This window comes from Pseudoxanthomonas sp. J31, from assembly GCF_000510725.1.
Classification (GTDB): Bacteria; Pseudomonadota; Gammaproteobacteria; order Xanthomonadales; family Xanthomonadaceae; genus Pseudoxanthomonas.
In genome coordinates this window covers 299,400-314,838 of sequence record NZ_AZNZ01000001.1, presented here as the reverse complement: position 1 = coordinate 314,838, position 15,439 = coordinate 299,400, and the positions used below count along the sequence as shown (strand labels likewise).

Sequence of the window (15,439 nt, the reverse complement as noted above, 5' to 3'; positions counted from 1 at the left end):
ATCCGTCCTCGCCGCCCCCCCGTTCCGCGCCTCAGCGGAAGCGGCGTTCCAGCCAGTCGCCGAGGTCGGCGATCTCCTGCGCGCAGACCTGGTGGGCCATCGGGTAGTGGTGCCATTCCACCTCGAAACCCGCCTGCTCCAGCGCGCGCGCGCTGGCCTGCCCGTGCTGGAAGGCGACCACCGGGTCGGCGCTGCCATGGGCGAAGAACACCAGCTGGGCCACCGCGTTGGGCTCGCGCGCGGCTGCCGCCGCGGTGCCGCCGGGCAGGTAGGTGGACAGGGCGACCAGGCCGGCCAGCGGCTCGCGCCGGCGCAGGCCGGTGGCCAAGGTGATGGCGCCGCCCTGGGAGAACCCGGCCAGCAGCAGGCGCGAGGCGGGGATGCCGCGCTCGGCCTCGCGGGCAATCAGGGCCTCGACCTGTTCGATCGATTCCTCCACCCCGGCCGCGTCGGCGCGGGTGGCGAAGTCCATGCCGACGATGTCGTACCAGGCGCGCATCGGTACCCCGCCGTTGATGGTCACCGGGCGCACCGGCGCGTGCGGGAACACGAAACGCAGCGCCGGCCAGTGCGGACGCACCAGCTCCGGGACGATGGGGGCGAAGTCGTGGCCGTCGGCGCCCAGTCCGTGCAGCCAGAGCACGGTCCATTGCGGGTTGGCGCCGGTTTCCTGTTCGACGGTCTGCAGCAGCATGGGATTCCCCGGAAAACGAAGCCCCACAGTATGCCCGCTGGCGGCAGGCGCCGCCGCGGGCACCGTCGCGGCTCAGGCGCGGGCGCGCAGTTCGGCGGCGCGGCGCAGCACCGGCGGCGGCTGCAGTTCCTCGGGGATGCACAGCAGGCGGTGCCGGCGCAGCCACTGGCCGGCCTGGCGCGAGGAGGTCAGCCACACGGTCGGGATCGACAGCACCATGCCGGCCACCACCGGCAGCATCCACAGCGCCAGCCCGGGCGACACCGCCCAGGACAGCAGGCCCATGAACGCGCCGAACAGGGTGATGCCGCCGTAGCTGCGCACCAGCGCCGACAGCGGCACGCTGCCGTCGTCGCGCTGCTGCGCTTCCCAGCCGGAATCGCGGCCGGCCAGCACCTCGGCCACGCCGCGCGACTGCCGGAACATCACGATCGGCGCCATCAGCGCGGCCAGCACGCTCTCGATCAGCACGCCGGCGAAGGCGCGCGCCGCGCCGCCGCAGCCACGGCGCTCGGCCGGGTCGGCGAGCATGGCCAGGAAACCCAGGATCTTGGGCAGGAACAGCACCAGCATGGTCGCGGCGAACAGCCAGGCCACGCGCTCGGCGTCGTGCCGGGTCCAGTACTCGATCGGCGAGAACCCGGCCAGCTGGAAGCCGTCCCAGGCCAGGTCGGCGTGGTATAGCGGGATCGCCAGGCCGACCAGCATCAGCATGGCCCACATCGGCGCGGTGAAGTAATGGCCGATGCCGACCAGCATGTGGCTGCGGCTGACCCAGTGCAGGCCGGCGCTGCCGACCACCTTCATGTGCTGCAGGTTGCCCTGGCACCAGCGGCGGTCGCGCACCATCATGTCGCTCAGCGAGGGCGGGCCCTCCTCGTAGCTGCCGCCCAGCTCCGGCACCAGGTGCACGGCCCAGCCGGCGCGCCGCATCAGCGCCGCCTCGACGAAGTCGTGGCTCAGCACGTGGCCGCCGAACGGCTCCCGCCCCGGCAGCTCCGGCAGGCCGCAGTGCGCGGCGAAGGCCTCGGTGCGGACCATCGCGTTGTGGCCCCAGTAGTTGCTCTCGGCACCGTGCCACCAGGCCACGCCATGGCCAATCACCGGGCCGTACACGCGCCCGCCGAACTGCTGCATGCGCGCGAACAGGGTGTTGCCATTGACCACCCGCGGCAGGGTCTGCAGCAGGCCCACGCCCGGATGCGCCTCCATCGCCCCGGCCAGGCGCACCAGGGTCTGGCCGCTCATCACGCTGTCGGCGTCCAGGATCAGGAACTGCGGGTAGGCGCCGCCGAAGCGCTGCACCCAGTCGCCGATGTTGCCGGCCTTGCGCCCGCGGTTGTCCGAGCGGCAGCGGTAGAACAGCCGGCCCTCGGCGCCCAGGCGCTCGCGCAGGGCGCGGAACTGCTCGACCTCGGCCGCCACCACTTCCGGGCGGCGGCTGTCGCTGAGCACGAAGAAATCGAATGCGTCCAGCTGCCCGGTGGCCGCCACCGACTCGTACACCGCCTGCAGGCCGGCCAGGACCCGCGCCGGGTCCTCGTGGTAGGTCGGCATCAGCAGCGCGGTGCGGGTGCGCAGGCGCGGCAGCGGGCCGTCGGCCGACAGCCCCAGCGGATTGCGCCGGCGGGACAGCAGCACGCAGAAGCCGGCGAAGGCGGTCACCGCCGACAGCGCGATCCAGGCGAACAGGGCCACGAACAGGCCCAGCAGGATCAGGTCCAGCAGGCTCAGGCCGCCAATGCGCAGCACCTGGGTCATGCCCAGGCTGGCGGCGGCGGTGAGCACGGCGGTGGAGCCGACCACCGCGGCGCGTCGCCAGCCGACGCGGGCCGGCGAGGTGGCCGGCCGGACCCTGGCCAGCTCGCCTTCGCGCAGGGACTGGCGCGGCATCGGCAGCGGCGTGGCCGGCGGCAGCCAGGCCTCGGCGGCCAGCGGCCGCGGGGACGGCAGCGGCGCGGGGCGCCGCTGGACGGCGGGGCCGATGGATTCGATGACTTGCAACACGGGTGTCTCCCTCGGTCGCATTCCGGAGCCCGGTGAGGGGCCGGAGGAAAGCGTCGCATCATTGTGCGCCGCACCAAGGGGCTGGGCACGGGGTTGCAGTATTCCCGTTCAGCCGCGTGTTTGCCTTGCGAAGGGTTGGTTAGCCGTGGTTTTGTGACATCAGTCCTGTTCTTCCGGCGGCACCACCAGCCCGTCCGGATCCACTGCCAGGCGTCCGGCCATCAGCACGGCCTGGGTGCGGTTGCCCACCCCCAGCTTGCGCAGCACCGCGGTGACGTGCGCCTTGATGGTCGCCTCGGACACGCCCAGGTCGTAGGCGATCTGCTTGTTCAGGCGGCCCTCGCCCAGCATCTGCAGGACCCGGAACTGCTGCGGGGTCAGCTCGCGCAGGCGCTGGGCCACTTCCTGCTCGTCGCGGCTCAGCGCCGGGGCGGCGGCCGCAGCCGCCGGCGCCCAGCGCTCCCCGTCCAGCACCGTGCTGATGGCGGTGCCGATGGTCTCCGAGTCGGCCGACTTGGGAATGAAGCCCAGCGCGCCGTGGTCCAGCGCCCGGCGCATCACCCCCGGCTCCTCCCGCGCCGAGACCACCACCACCGGCAGCTGCGGGTGCTGGGCGCGCAGGTGCACCAGGGCGCTGAAGCCGTGCGCGCCGGGCATGTTCAGGTCCATCAGCAGCAGGTCCGCGTCCGGATGCGCCTCCACCAGCGCGTACAGCGCGTCCACGCTGTCGGCCTCGTGCAGCTCGGTGCCCGGCAGGATCCGCTGCACCGCCCCGCGCAGGGCCTCGCGGAACAGCGGATGGTCGTCGGCGATCAGGATGGTCATAGGGGCCGTGATTGGGGATGCGTGATTCGCGGTTCGCAAAAGCGGGGGCGGCCGGACCGCCGCCCCGATGGTGACCGAAGCGGGCGCCTCGCTCTTCCGAATCACCAATAACTAATCACGAATCACGACCTCATTTCACCTTGCGCTCGGAGACCAGCGACTCGACCACCGACGGATCGGCCAGGGTCGAGGTGTCGCCCAGCTGGTCCGGGGCGTTCTCGGCGATCTTGCGCAGGATGCGGCGCATGATCTTGCCCGAGCGGGTCTTGGGCAGGCCGGCGGCCCACTGCAGGTGGTCGGGGGTGGCGATCGGGCCGATCTCCTTGCGCACCCAGGCCACCAGCTCCTTCTGCAGCTCGTCGCTGGGCTGCTCGCCGGCCTTGAGGGTGACGTAGGCGTAGATGCCCTGGCCCTTGATCTCGTGCGGGAAGCCGACCACCGCGGCCTCGGCCACCTTCGGGTGCGCCACCAGTGCGCTCTCCACCTCGGCGGTGCCGATGCGGTGGCCGGAGACGTTGATCACGTCGTCGACGCGGCCGGTGATCCAGTAGTAGCCGTCCTCGTCGCGGCGGCAGCCGTCGCCGGTGAAGTAGGTGCCCGGGTAGGTGCGGAAGTAGGTGTCGATGAAGCGCTGGTGGTCGCCGTAGACCGTGCGCATCTGCCCCGGCCAGGAATCCAGCAGCACCAGGTTGCCCTCGGCCGCGCCCTCGAGCACGCGGCCGTCGGTATCGACCAGGGCCGGGCGCACGCCGAAGAACGGGACCGTGGCCGAGCCCGGCTTGAGGTCGACCGCGCCGGGCAGCGGCGAGATCAGGATGCCGCCGGTCTCGGTCTGCCACCAGGTGTCCACGATCGGGCAGCGGCCGTCGCCGACCACGTCGTAGTACCAGCGCCAGGCCTCCGGGTTGATCGGCTCGCCGACGCTGCCAAGCAGGCGCAGGCTGGAGCGGCTGGTCTTCTTCACCGGCGCCTCGCCCTCGCGCATCAGCGCGCGGATCGCGGTCGGGGCGGTGTAGAAGATGGTGACCTGGTGCTTGTCGATCACTTCCCAGAAGCGCGACACGCTCGGGTAGTTGGGCACGCCCTCGAACACCAGCGAGGTGGCGCCGTTGGCCAGCGGGCCGTAGACGATGTAGCTGTGGCCGGTGACCCAGCCGACGTCGGCGGTGCACCAGTAGATGTCGTCCTCGCGCAGGTCGAAGATCGCCTCGTGGGTGTAGGACGCGTACAGCAGGTAGCCGCCGGTGGTGTGCAGCACGCCCTTCGGCTTTCCGGTCGAACCGGAGGTGTAGAGGATGAACAGCGGATCCTCGGCGTTCATGCGCTCCGGCTCGCACTGCGCCGGCTGGCCGTCGACCACGTCGTGGAACCAGCGGTCGCGCGGGGCCTGCATGTCGACCGCGCCGCCGGTATGGCGCACCACCAGCACGGTCTCGACGGTATTGGTGCCCGGCAGCTTCAGCGCGGCGTCGACGTTGGCCTTCAGCGGGATCTTCTTGGCCCCGCGCAGGCCCTCGTCGGCGGTGATGATCAGCTTGCTGCCGCAGTCGGCGACGCGGTCGGCGATGGAGTTGGGCGCGAAGCCGCCGAACACCACCGAGTGGATCGCGCCGATGCGCGCGCAGGCCAGCATCGCCACCACCGCGTCGGGGATCATCGGCAGGTAGATGGTGACGCGGTCGCCCTTGCCGACGCCGAGGTTGCGCAGGGCGTTGCCCAGCTTGCACACCCGCTCGTACAGCTGGCGGTAGGTGACCTTCTGCACCGGCGCGGACGGGTCGTCCGGCTCGAACAGGATGGCGACCTTGTCGCCGCGCTTCTCGAGCTGGCGGTCCAGGCAGTTGACCGAGGCGTTGAGCTCGCCGTCGGCGAACCAGCGGATGCGGAAGTCCTCGAGCTTGTAGCTGACGTCCTTGATGACGGTCGGCTTGCGGAACCAGTCCAGGCGCTCGGCCGCCTTCGCCCAGAAGCCCTCGGGATCCTCCACCGATTCGCGGTAGAGGCGCTGGTAGTCATCCTTGCCGATCCTCGCCTTGGCGGCGAACTCGGGCTTGACGGGGTACAGGTCGGACATGGCTTCCCTCCTCCAGATGCCAGTGACTGGACGCCGCGCGGGGGCGTGCGGCAACGGCCCAAGTTTGACGCAAGGGCCGTGACGCGATGCAGCAGTATGGCTACTACCTTGGTCGATAGATGCACTGCAGCATGGCGGCCTTGCGCGCGCGGATCCCGCAACGGCGGGCCCGGATGTCCGGCCGCCCGGCGTTTTCGACTAATGGCGAATAGGCGCTTGCCCGGCAGCGTGCGAAGTCTGGCCGCGCAACCGGCCGCAGAGGGGCGGTCGGTCGCCATTTCGAGCACTCATTCGCAGAGGGAGAGGAGGGGCAATGAGCATGCATCCCGCAAGACTGGTGCGCAGGCCGCTGGCAGCCGCAATGCTGCTCGCGCTTGCCGTGCCCGGCGCTGCCATGGCGCAGAGCGACCGCGAGAAGGAACTTGAGGCGAGGGTGGCCGAACTGGAGCGCCAGGTGCAGGCGCTGCTGACCACCCAGCAGCAGCAGGCGGCGCAACCGGCGGCACCGGCGGTCCCGGCCGGCAAGCAGCCGGTGCAGGCCACCACGATCACGCCCAACGCCAACCCGGGCACCACGTTCTCGTACACCGGCTTCATCAAGATGGACGCGATGGTCACCGAGACCAGCGACGGCCGCATCGCCGACGGCTCGTCGGGCCGGCTGTTCTACGTGCCCAGCACCATCCCGGTGGGCGGCGCCGGCGCCGACGGCGGCGACCCGTACACCGACTTCCATGCCCAGTTCTCGCGCTTCGGCCTGGGCGTGGACCACGTCACCGCCAACGGCGACAAGTTCAAGGGCTACGTCGAGGCCGACTTCTTCGGCGGCGGCAGCAACGCCCTGGCCGGCAACGAGACGGCGACCAACACCTACGCCGTCACCCTGCGCCACGCCTACGTCAGCTGGAACAACTGGCTGGCCGGCCAGACCTGGTCCAACTTCATGGACGTGGCCGCCCTGCCCGACGCGGTGGACTTCGTCGGCCCGACCGACGGCACCGTGTTCGTGCGCCAGGCCCAGGTGCGCTACACCAAGGGCCCGTGGTCGGTCTCGCTGGAGAACCCGCAGACCACGGTCAACCCGTACCTCAGCGCCGCGGCGCGCTTCAACAGCGGCGACAACGTCCTGCCCGACCTGACCGCGCGCTGGCTGACCAAGGGCGACTGGGGCCACTTCACCGTCGCCGGCCTGGTGCGCCAGTTCAAGTGGCTGGACGAGACCGAGACCGGCGCCGCGCTGAGCGTGTCGGGCAAGTTCAACCTCGGCGCCAGCGACGACATCCGCTGGGCGGTCAACGGCGGCAGCGGCATCGGCCGCTACCTGGCGTTCGGCATCGGCAGCGACGTGGTGGTCGACGCCAACGGCGCGCTGCACGCGCAGGACGGCTACGGCGGCTTCGTGGCCTGGCGCCACGTGTTCAGCCCGAAGGTCCGCACCAACCTGATGTACGCGGCCTCGCACTTCGACAACGACACCAGCCTCACCGGCTACGGCGCGACCGAGCGCACCCAGTCGTTCCACGCAAACCTGATCTACTCGCCGTTCCCGAAGCTGGACGTTGGCGCGGAAATCAGCTACGGCCAGCGTTCCCTCGAGGATGACCGCGAGGGCGACCTCAAGCGTCTGCATACCTCCATCAAGTACAGCTTCTGAGGAAGGGGATCCCTATGAGCACCACGGCAGCATCCGCCTCGCCCAAGGGCGAGCTCACCTCGGGCCACAAGAAGGTCATCTTCGCGTCGAGCCTGGGTACCGTCTTCGAGTGGTATGACTTCTACCTCTACGGCTCGCTGGCGGCGATCATCGCCAAGCAGTTCTTCAGCGGCGTCAACCCGACCACGGGCATGATCTTCGCGCTGCTGGCCTTCGCCGCCGGCTTCTTCGTGCGTCCGTTCGGCGCGGCCTTCTTCGGCAGCCTCGGCGACCGCATCGGCCGCAAGTACACGTTCCTGGTCACCATCCTGATCATGGGCATCTCGACCTTCCTGGTCGGCGTGCTGCCCAACTACGCCTCGATCGGCATGGCCGCCCCGGTCATCCTGATCATCCTGCGCCTGGCCCAGGGCCTGGCCATGGGCGGCGAGTACGGCGGCGCGGCCACCTACGTGGCCGAGCACGCGCCCGCCAACCGCCGCGGCCTGTACACCAGCTTCATCCAGACTACCGCGACCCTGGGCCTGTTCCTGTCGCTGCTGGTGATCCTGGGCTGCCGCCTGTCGCTGGGCACCGAGGCGTTCGAGGACTGGGGCTGGCGCATCCCGTTCCTGGCCTCGATCGTGCTGCTGGGCATCTCGGTGTGGATCCGCCTGCAGCTGAGCGAGTCGCCGCTGTTCCAGGAGATGAAGGCGCAGGGCAAGGGCTCGAAGATGCCCTTCCGTGACTCGATCAAGACCGGCAACCTGAAGCTGATGCTGCTGGTCCTGTTCGGCGCCACCGCCGGCCAGGCCGTGGTCTGGTACTGCGGCCAGTTCTACGCGCTGTTCTACCTGCAGAGCATGCTCAAGGTCGACTCCACCGTCGCCTACCTGCTGATCGCCGCGGCGCTGGCCCTGGCCACCCCGTTCTTCCTGTTCTTCGGCTGGCTGTCGGACAAGATCGGCCGCAAGAAGATCATCATGGCCGGCTGCCTGCTGGCCGCGGTGACCTACTTCCCGATCTTCAAGGGCCTGACCCACTTCGCCAACCCGGCGGTGGAGGAAGCCGCGCGCACCTCGCCGGCGGTGGTGGTGGCCGATCCGGAAACCTGCAGCTTCCAGTTCGACCCGGCCGGTGTCCGCAAGTTCACCAGCTCCTGCGACGTGGCGACCGCCGCGCTGGCCCGCGCCGGCGTGCCGTACACCATCCAGCCGGCGGCCCCGGGCTCGGTGGCCGAGGTCCACATCGGCGACCGTCCGGTCACCTCGTACGACGCCACCGGCCTGGCCGGCGACGAGCTGAAGGCCAAGCAGGGCGAGTTCGGCGGCGCGCTGAAGGCTGCCCTGGTCGACGCCGGCTATCCGGACAAGGCCGACACCGCCCGGATCAACATGCCGATGACGATCCTGCTGCTGTGGCTCCTGGTGATCTACGTGACCATGGTCTACGGCCCGATCGCCGCCTACCTGGTGGAGCTGTTCCCGACCCGCATCCGCTACACCTCCATGTCGCTGCCGTACCACATCGGCAACGGCTGGTTCGGCGGCTTCCTGCCGGCGATCTCCTTCGCCCTGGTGGCGGCTTCGGGCAACCTGTACTACGGCCTGTGGTACCCGATCATCATCGCGGTCATGACCCTGGTGATCGGCACCCTGTTCCTGCGCGAGACCAAGGACGTGGACATCACCGCCTGACCCTCCGCGGCAGGCAAAGCCGGTCCCGCGCGGACCGGCTGCAGCACCCGGCGCCGGCCCCCGTGGGCCGGCGCTTTTTCATGCCGCGCGTGGCCCGCGGCCGGCCGGCAGGCAGGCACGGCCTGGCATCCCCTGCCCTGCAACGGCGGACACCGGACGCGACGGCGCCATCGGCCAGTGCCCCCGCGCCGCTGGGCCGCGACCGTTGTCCGCGCAGGCGCAGCACGCCCGGGAATGGAGGGCGCGGAACACGACACCAGCACGGCCGGTGGGCCGTCGCGGAGCAGTCCGGACAAGCGCAGCACGCCCGGGAGAACGGAAGGCGAGGCCCGTGCCAGCCGGTGCACACCCGGGACTGCGGCTGTGGCCGCGGCCTGCCACGGACCATGGAGACGGCAGCGGCCGGCAGGCGCCGGGCGCCGGACCGCGCCGCGGTTCAGTCCCCGCGCACGCCGCGTCCGCGCAGGCGTCCGGCGGCGGCGGCCTCGTGCAGGGCCAGGCCCAGCAGGATGCCGGTCAGCGCGGCATAGGCGCTGGTGGTGGTCTGGTGCGCGAACATCGACTGGGTAAGCCCGCACAGGGCGAACACCACCACCAGCATGGCGCCGCCGGCGGCGATCCCGCGCATGCGCGGCACGCCGGTGTGCCCGGCCAGGTGCAGGAACAGCGCCAGCGGCACGCCGTACAGCAGCAGCAGCGAGACCACGCCGGGGATGCCCATGGTCGCGGCCCACTCGGCCAGGTCGTTGTGGGCGTGGCCCAGGTCGCAGCGCTCGGCCGGGTGCGGCTCGCGGCAGGCCGGCAGCTGCTCGCGCATGGCGCGGTCGAACTGGGCAAAGCCCACCCCGGTCCAGGGCCGCTCGAGGAAGGCGTCGACCGCCACCTGCAGCCGTTCCAGGCGCGCGCCGGCGGAGGAATCGTGGTCGCCGGCATCGATCCGTTCGATGTCCTGCTGCAGCTCGACCAGCCGCATCTGGTGGCTCATCCCGGGCACCACCCCCACCAGCGCCACCACGCCGGCCAGGCCGGTGGCCAGCAGCAGCACCCGGTAGCGCCAGCTCTGCCAGCCGCTGCCCAGCACCACCGCGGCCAGCAGCAGCAGCAGCCCCGGCCAGGTCCCGCGGGTGCCGCTGAACAGGATCGCCACGGTGCCGCAGACCACTCCGAACACCGCCCAGTGCCAGCTGCGCGGCGGCCGGCAGAACACCGCCAGCACCATCAGCAGCAGGACCACGTCGGCAAACACGATCGCGTTGACCCAGCCGGAGGCGCGCCCCAGCCCGGTGGCGACCTGGACGAAGGCCAGCACCACCGCGCAGGCCAGGCCGGCCATCGCCCCGCGCCACAGCCAGCTGGCCGGCGGACGCAGGGCCCAGGCCCAGGCCATCGTCCACGGCAGGACCAGCAGGCGGTCGCGGCTCTCGATGCCCCCGCCGCCGGCCCAGTGGCTGGAAAGCAGGGCCACGCCCATCGCCAGCAGGGCCGTCGCGGCCACTGCCGCCAGCGGCCAGCCGATGCGGCGCGCGCCGGCGACCACGCCGGGCACCAGCAGGGTGGAGACGAGCAGCAGCAGGCCGAACGGGAGCAGTCCCTTGGGCAGGGTCAGGGCCAGCGCCGGCAGGCACCACAGCGCGCAGGCCGCACAGCGCCGTGCCCAGTGCAGCCGGTGTCCTTCCATGCGGTCGTCGTCACTCCCCACTCTTTCCTCGGCTTGCGTGCGCGGCGAGCCGCACATGGTCGCCGCGCCACGCGGAACGAAGGCTGAGCCGGCGCCGGCGCCGGCGCTCACTCCTCCAGGTCCCGCGCCTGCCCGGCGGCCGCGCGCGCGCGCTCCTCCGGGGTGGCCTCGCAGGGGGCGACGACCGCGTCCGGCGGCACCAGGTACCAGCGGCGGCGGTTGGAAATGCCGGCCAGCTCGATCCGCTGCGGGTCCAGGCAGTGCTCCAGCGCGTCCTCCAGCACCAGCAGCCAGCGGTCCGGGGCCTGCGCCTGCCAGGCCACCGCCAGCTGCAGCTGCTCGTCCCAGGGACGCTTGAAGCCGAAGGTCGCCGCCGGGCGGTCGGCCATCAGCAGGTTCTGCTCCTTCCACGCGACCAGGCCCAGCTCCGCCTCCGGGCCGATGCGGCGGCCGGCCGCGGCCATCACCCCGCGCGCGGAACTGGCGTCGTTGAGCAGGCCGTAGCCGACCAGCCCGAACACCACCCACAGCCCCGCCAGGGTGGCGGACAGCGCCGCCACCGCGCGGCGGCGGAAAGCCAGCACGCAACCCAGGCCCCAGGCGCCGATCGCCAGCAGCATCCAGCCGCCGGCGACGATGCCCTGCGGATCCAGGCCGCGCTGCTCGCGCAGCCGCTCCGGCAGCGAACCGACGCCGGACAGCACCGAGGCACCGCCGGCCAGGAACAGCAGCGCCACCAGCAGCGCCAGCGCCAGCAGCAGCGCGCGCGGCAGGCGCCGGCGCAGGATCCCCGGCAGCAACGGCGCCAGCGCCAGGCACATCATCGGCAGCGCCGGCATGATGTACACGTCGCGCTTGCCATCGGGGATGGAGAAGAACACCAGCACCAGCAGCCACCAGGCCAGCGGCAGCAGGTAGCGCGGGTCGCGCCGGCGCAGGCGCCGGCGCCAGGCCGGGATCGCCCACGGCAGCGCCAGCACCGCCGGGATCCACATGCTGGCCATCACCCCCAGGTGGTACCAGGCCGGCTGGTGGTGGTCCCAGGACTGCGAATAGCGCTTGGCGGTCTGCCGCAGCAGGATGTCGTCCAGGTAGGCGCGATACTCGGGCAGGTCCTGCGACAGCGCCACCGCGAGCACCGGCACCAGCCACACCGACACCGCGCCGAGGAACGCCAGCGGGCCCAGCCAGAAACGGCGGTCGCGCGCGTGTACCCGCACCCGCGGCCAGCCGCGCACCGCGGCGATCGCCGCCGGCAGCACCATCAGCAACGCCAGCGCGCCCACGCCCTTGGTGATCGTGCCCAGGCCGGCCGCGGCCCAGCCCAGGGCCCACCAGCGCCAGGCCGGGCCCAGCAGCAGGTGGCGCAGCAGGCCGTAGTTGGCCAGGGTGATGAAGAAGGTGACCAGCGGGTCGATCTGCGCCTTCTTCGCCTGCCAGGTGAACTGGAACGCGAACAGCAGCGCCCACGCCGCGTACAGGCCCACGCGCCGGGTCCACAGCCGGCCGGCCAGGTCCTGCACGCACCACAGCGTGCCCAGCGCGGCCAGCAACGAGGGCAGCAGGAACGCCACCCGCCAGTTGCCGGTCACGGTGTAGAACGCGGCCTGCAGCCACATCAGCATCGGCGGCTTGTCCGAGTACAGCTCGGTGCCGCGGTGCGGGAACAGCCAGTTGCCGCTCTCCACCATCTGCTTGGCCACCAGGGCGAAACGCGGTTCGTCGGCCGGCCACGGGTCGCGCAGGCCCAGGCCCGCGCCGAGTACCAGCAGGGCCAGGGTCCAGAACAACCAGAGGTCGCGCTTGCGCAGGTCCTGTATCGGCATGGCCGTGGCTCGGGTTGGCGGGGATCAGGTCACTCGGATTTGCGCAGGCGCGCGTAGAAGAAGCCGTCCATGCCGTCCTCCCCGGTCAGGCGCTGGCGGCCGGGACCGGCGGCATGGCCGAACGCCTCCGGCAACGGCACTGCGGCCGCGTCCGGGGTACGGGCCAGGAACGCCTCGACCTGGCCGGCGTTCTCCTCCGGCAGGATCGAGCAGGTGGCGTACAGCAGGATGCCGCCCGGGCGCAGCAGCGGCCAGACCGCGTCGAGCAGGCGCGCCTGCGCGGCGACCAGGGACTCGATGTCCTCGGGACGGCGGTGCAGCAGGATGTCCGGCTGGCGCCGGACCACGCCGGTGGCCGAGCACGGCGCATCCAGCAGGATCGCGTCGAAGGTGAAACCGTCCCACCACAGTGCCGGGGTGGTGGCGTCGACCGGGCGCAGCTGCACGCGCTCGCCGAGCAGGCCGCCGCGGCGCAGGGTGTCTTCCACCCGCGCCAGCCGGCGCGGGTCCACGTCCAGCGCCAGCAGTTCCAGCGTGGGGTCGCGCTCGAGCAGGTGCGCGGCCTTGCCGCCGGGGGCGGCGCAGGCATCGAGCACGCGCGCGCCCGGCTCCGGGGCCAGGGCGTCGGCCGCCTGCTGCGCCGAGCCATCCTGGACCGCGACCAGGCCTTCCTCGAAACCGGGCAGGGCCGCCACCGGCACCGGCTCGTCCAGGCGCAGGCCGTCGGCCAGGCGCGGATCGATGCTGGCGGCGATGCCCGCCTCCTGCAGCCGCGCGCGGTAGGCCTCGCGACCGGCCAGCCTGCGGTTGACCCGCAGCCACAGCGGCGCGGCATGCGCGCTGGCCGCGAACACCGCGGCCGCGTGCTGCGGCCAGGCGGCCTCGACCTTCTTCCGCAGCCATTGCGGCCACGCCGCGGCCGGATCGGCGGCCGGGAAACCCTCGCGCTGGGCACGGCGCAGCAGCGCGTTGACCAGGCCCGCCTGGTGCGGACGGCCCAGCGCGCGCGCGGCCTCGACCGTGGCATCCAGGGCCGCGTGCGCCGGCAGCTGCAGCGCGTCGAGCTGGGCGCAGCCGGCCAGCAGCAGGGCCACCAGGGAACCGTCGCCGGCGCCCGGCGGCTTGGCCATCCAGCCGCGCAGCGCGGCCTCGTAGCGGTGGCGGCCGCGCAGGGCGGCGAACACCACCGCCTCCAGCAGGGCGCGGTCGCGCGGATCGGCCAGGCGCGGCAGCACCGGCCCCAGCTCGGACTTCAGCGAGCGGCCGCGGTGCATCACCGCGTCGAGCACGCGCGCGGCGTGCACGCGCACTTCCACGCCGGGGGCCAGCGGCCGCTCCGGGCGCGGGTGCGCAGGGCGTCGTGCGGGCGGACGCGGCGCAGGCATCCGTCAGCCAGCCACCAGGTCGCGGCGCGCGTTGAGCCAGTCGGCCGCGGTGATCGCGCGGCCGCCGTCGCGCTGCACCGTGCGCAGGCGCAGCACGCCCTCGCCGCAGGCGATGTCGATGCCCTCGCGGCTGGCGCCGAGCAGGGTGCCGGGCGCGGCGCCATGGGCCTGGTCCAGCGCCACCGCGCCGTGGATGCGCAGGCGTTCGCCGGCCACCTGGGCCTCGGCCACCGGCCACGGGTTGAACGCGCGCACGGTGCGCGCCAGCTCGGCCGCCGGGCGGCTCCAGTCCAGCCGCGCCTCGGCCTTGTCCAGCTTGTGCGCGTAGGTCACGCCCTCGGCGGGCTGCGGCCGCGGCACCGGCCGGATCCCGGCGCGCAGCAGGCCCAGGCCGTCGCCCAGTACCTGCGCGCCCAGCTCGGCCAGGCGGTCGTGCAGCTGGCCGCCGGTCTCGGCCTCGCCGATGGCGGTGCGCTGTTCCAGCAGCACCGGGCCGGTGTCCAGGCCGGTTTCCATCTGCATCAGGCACACGCCGGTCTCGGCGTCGCCGGCCTGGATCGCGCGCTGGATCGGCGCGGCGCCTCGCCAGCGCGGCAGCAGCGAGGCATGCACGTTCCAGCAGCCGTGGGTCGGGATGGCGAGCACGGCCTTGGGCAGGATCAGGCCGTAGGCCACCACCACCATCAGGTCCGGCCGCAGCGCGCGCAGCTGTTCCTGGGCGGCGGGGTCGCGCAGGCTTTCCGGCTGGTAGACCGGGATGCCACGGGCCACCGCCTCCAGCTTCACCGGCGAGGCCTGCAACCCGCGGCCGCGGCCGGCGGGCCGGTCCGGCTGGGTATAGACGGCCACCACCTCGCCGCGTTGCGCGGCGACGCGCAGGGAAGGCACCGCGAACTCCGGGGTGCCTGCAAATACGATCCTCATCGGGTCATCGTCTCCAGATGGCCCGTCCGCCCGCGGGCGGTACGGGGGCCGGCCGGCGCGCCGCCGGCGGCCCGGGGGGCTGCGGGGCGCCGCCGCGGCGGGGGCGCCACCGGGCTCAGGCGGCGTGCCTGCGCGCCTTGGCCAGCTTCTTGCGCACCATCTCGCGCTTGAGCGGCGAGAGGTAGTCCACGAACAGCTTGCCGTCCAGGTGGTCGATCTCGTGCTGGATGCAGGTGGCCAGCAGGCCCTCGGCGGGCAGTTCCTGCTGCTTGCCCTCGCGGTCCAGGTAGCGCACGACGATGGTGTCGGCGCGGGTCACGTCGGCATAGATGCCCGGGATCGAGAGGCAGCCCTCCTGGTAGGCGCGCTTGCCCTGGGAGGAGACGATCTCCGGGTTGATGAACACCATCGGCGCGGACTTGTCCTCGCTGACGTCGATGACCATGAAGCGCAGGTGGCGGTCCACCTGGGTGGCGGCCAGGCCGATGCCCGGCGCCGCGTACATGGTCTCGAACATGTCGTCGACCAGGCCCTGGAATTCCGGGCTGGTTACCTGCGCCGGATCGACCTGGGCGGCCTTGGTGCGCAGGCGCGGATCGGGGAATTCGAGGATGGGCAGCAGGGCCATGGCGGGCGCTCCGGGGGGTGGCAAACAGGATCGGCCGGGACGGACCCGGCCAGCGTCCCCAATTCTAG

General features: G+C 72.3%; 11 protein-coding genes. 2 read left to right on the top strand and 9 right to left on the bottom strand.

What is annotated here, in order from left to right:
- Nucleotides 1–31: 31 nt before the first annotated feature.
- The 4 genes from PSEJ31_RS0101400 to acs all read right to left on the bottom strand — a co-directional run bounded on the left by PSEJ31_RS0101400 (nt 32) and on the right by acs (nt 5,600).
- Nucleotides 32–694, bottom strand: a complete 663-nt coding sequence (locus PSEJ31_RS0101400; RefSeq protein WP_028914425.1) for a carboxylesterase — start codon at nt 692–694, stop codon at nt 32–34.
- 72 nt (nt 695–766) lie between these two features.
- On the bottom strand, nt 767–2,701 hold the full coding sequence (mdoH, locus tag PSEJ31_RS0101395; RefSeq protein ID WP_232210959.1) for a glucans biosynthesis glucosyltransferase MdoH: 1,935 nt from the start codon (nt 2,699–2,701) through the stop codon (nt 767–769).
- 159 nt (nt 2,702–2,860) lie between these two features.
- Complete coding sequence (locus PSEJ31_RS0101390; protein WP_019398978.1) at nt 2,861–3,526, bottom strand: response regulator transcription factor; 666 nt, start codon at nt 3,524–3,526, stop codon at nt 2,861–2,863.
- 130 nt (nt 3,527–3,656) lie between these two features.
- Nucleotides 3,657–5,600 carry an acetate--CoA ligase gene (gene acs, locus PSEJ31_RS0101385; RefSeq protein ID WP_019398979.1) on the bottom strand — a complete coding sequence of 648 codons (1,944 nt, stop codon included), beginning with the start codon at nt 5,598–5,600 and terminating at the stop codon, nt 3,657–3,659.
- 313 nt (nt 5,601–5,913) lie between these two features.
- On the opposite strand from acs, the gene PSEJ31_RS0101380 reads away from it, so the two are divergent.
- Together PSEJ31_RS0101380 and PSEJ31_RS0101375 are read left to right on the top strand one after the other, a co-directional pair.
- Nucleotides 5,914–7,254: a DcaP family trimeric outer membrane transporter gene (locus tag PSEJ31_RS0101380; protein ID WP_026010601.1), complete on the top strand. Its 1,341-nt coding sequence runs from the start codon at nt 5,914–5,916 to the stop codon at nt 7,252–7,254.
- Between the two features lie 14 nt (nt 7,255–7,268).
- Nucleotides 7,269–8,930 carry an MFS transporter gene (locus tag PSEJ31_RS0101375; protein WP_028914423.1) on the top strand — a complete coding sequence of 554 codons (1,662 nt, stop codon included), beginning with the start codon at nt 7,269–7,271 and terminating at the stop codon, nt 8,928–8,930.
- A gap of 436 nt (nt 8,931–9,366) precedes the next feature.
- Here the strand turns inward: PSEJ31_RS0101375 and PSEJ31_RS0101370 are convergent, their stop codons facing one another.
- The 5 genes from PSEJ31_RS0101370 to def all read right to left on the bottom strand — a co-directional run bounded on the left by PSEJ31_RS0101370 (nt 9,367) and on the right by def (nt 15,371).
- On the bottom strand, nt 9,367–10,608 hold the full coding sequence (locus PSEJ31_RS0101370) for an O-antigen ligase family protein (RefSeq protein WP_019398982.1): 1,242 nt from the start codon (nt 10,606–10,608) through the stop codon (nt 9,367–9,369).
- Nucleotides 10,609–10,715: 107 nt separating this feature from the next.
- Nucleotides 10,716–12,434 carry a glycosyltransferase family 39 protein gene (locus tag PSEJ31_RS0101365; RefSeq protein ID WP_019398983.1) on the bottom strand — a complete coding sequence of 573 codons (1,719 nt, stop codon included), beginning with the start codon at nt 12,432–12,434 and terminating at the stop codon, nt 10,716–10,718.
- Between the two features lie 29 nt (nt 12,435–12,463).
- Entirely contained in the window at nt 12,464–13,819 is a 1,356-nt protein-coding gene (gene rsmB / locus PSEJ31_RS0101360) for a 16S rRNA (cytosine(967)-C(5))-methyltransferase RsmB (RefSeq protein WP_051403600.1), read from the bottom strand.
- A 3-nt stretch (nt 13,820–13,822) separates the two neighbouring features.
- Nucleotides 13,823–14,743 (bottom strand): methionyl-tRNA formyltransferase, encoded by a 921-nt coding sequence (fmt, locus tag PSEJ31_RS0101355; RefSeq protein ID WP_019398985.1) that lies wholly within the window; start codon nt 14,741–14,743, stop codon nt 13,823–13,825.
- Nucleotides 14,744–14,858: 115 nt separating this feature from the next.
- Entirely contained in the window at nt 14,859–15,371 is a 513-nt protein-coding gene (gene def, locus PSEJ31_RS0101350; RefSeq protein WP_019398986.1) for a peptide deformylase, read from the bottom strand.
- Nucleotides 15,372–15,439: the final 68 nt, after the last annotated feature.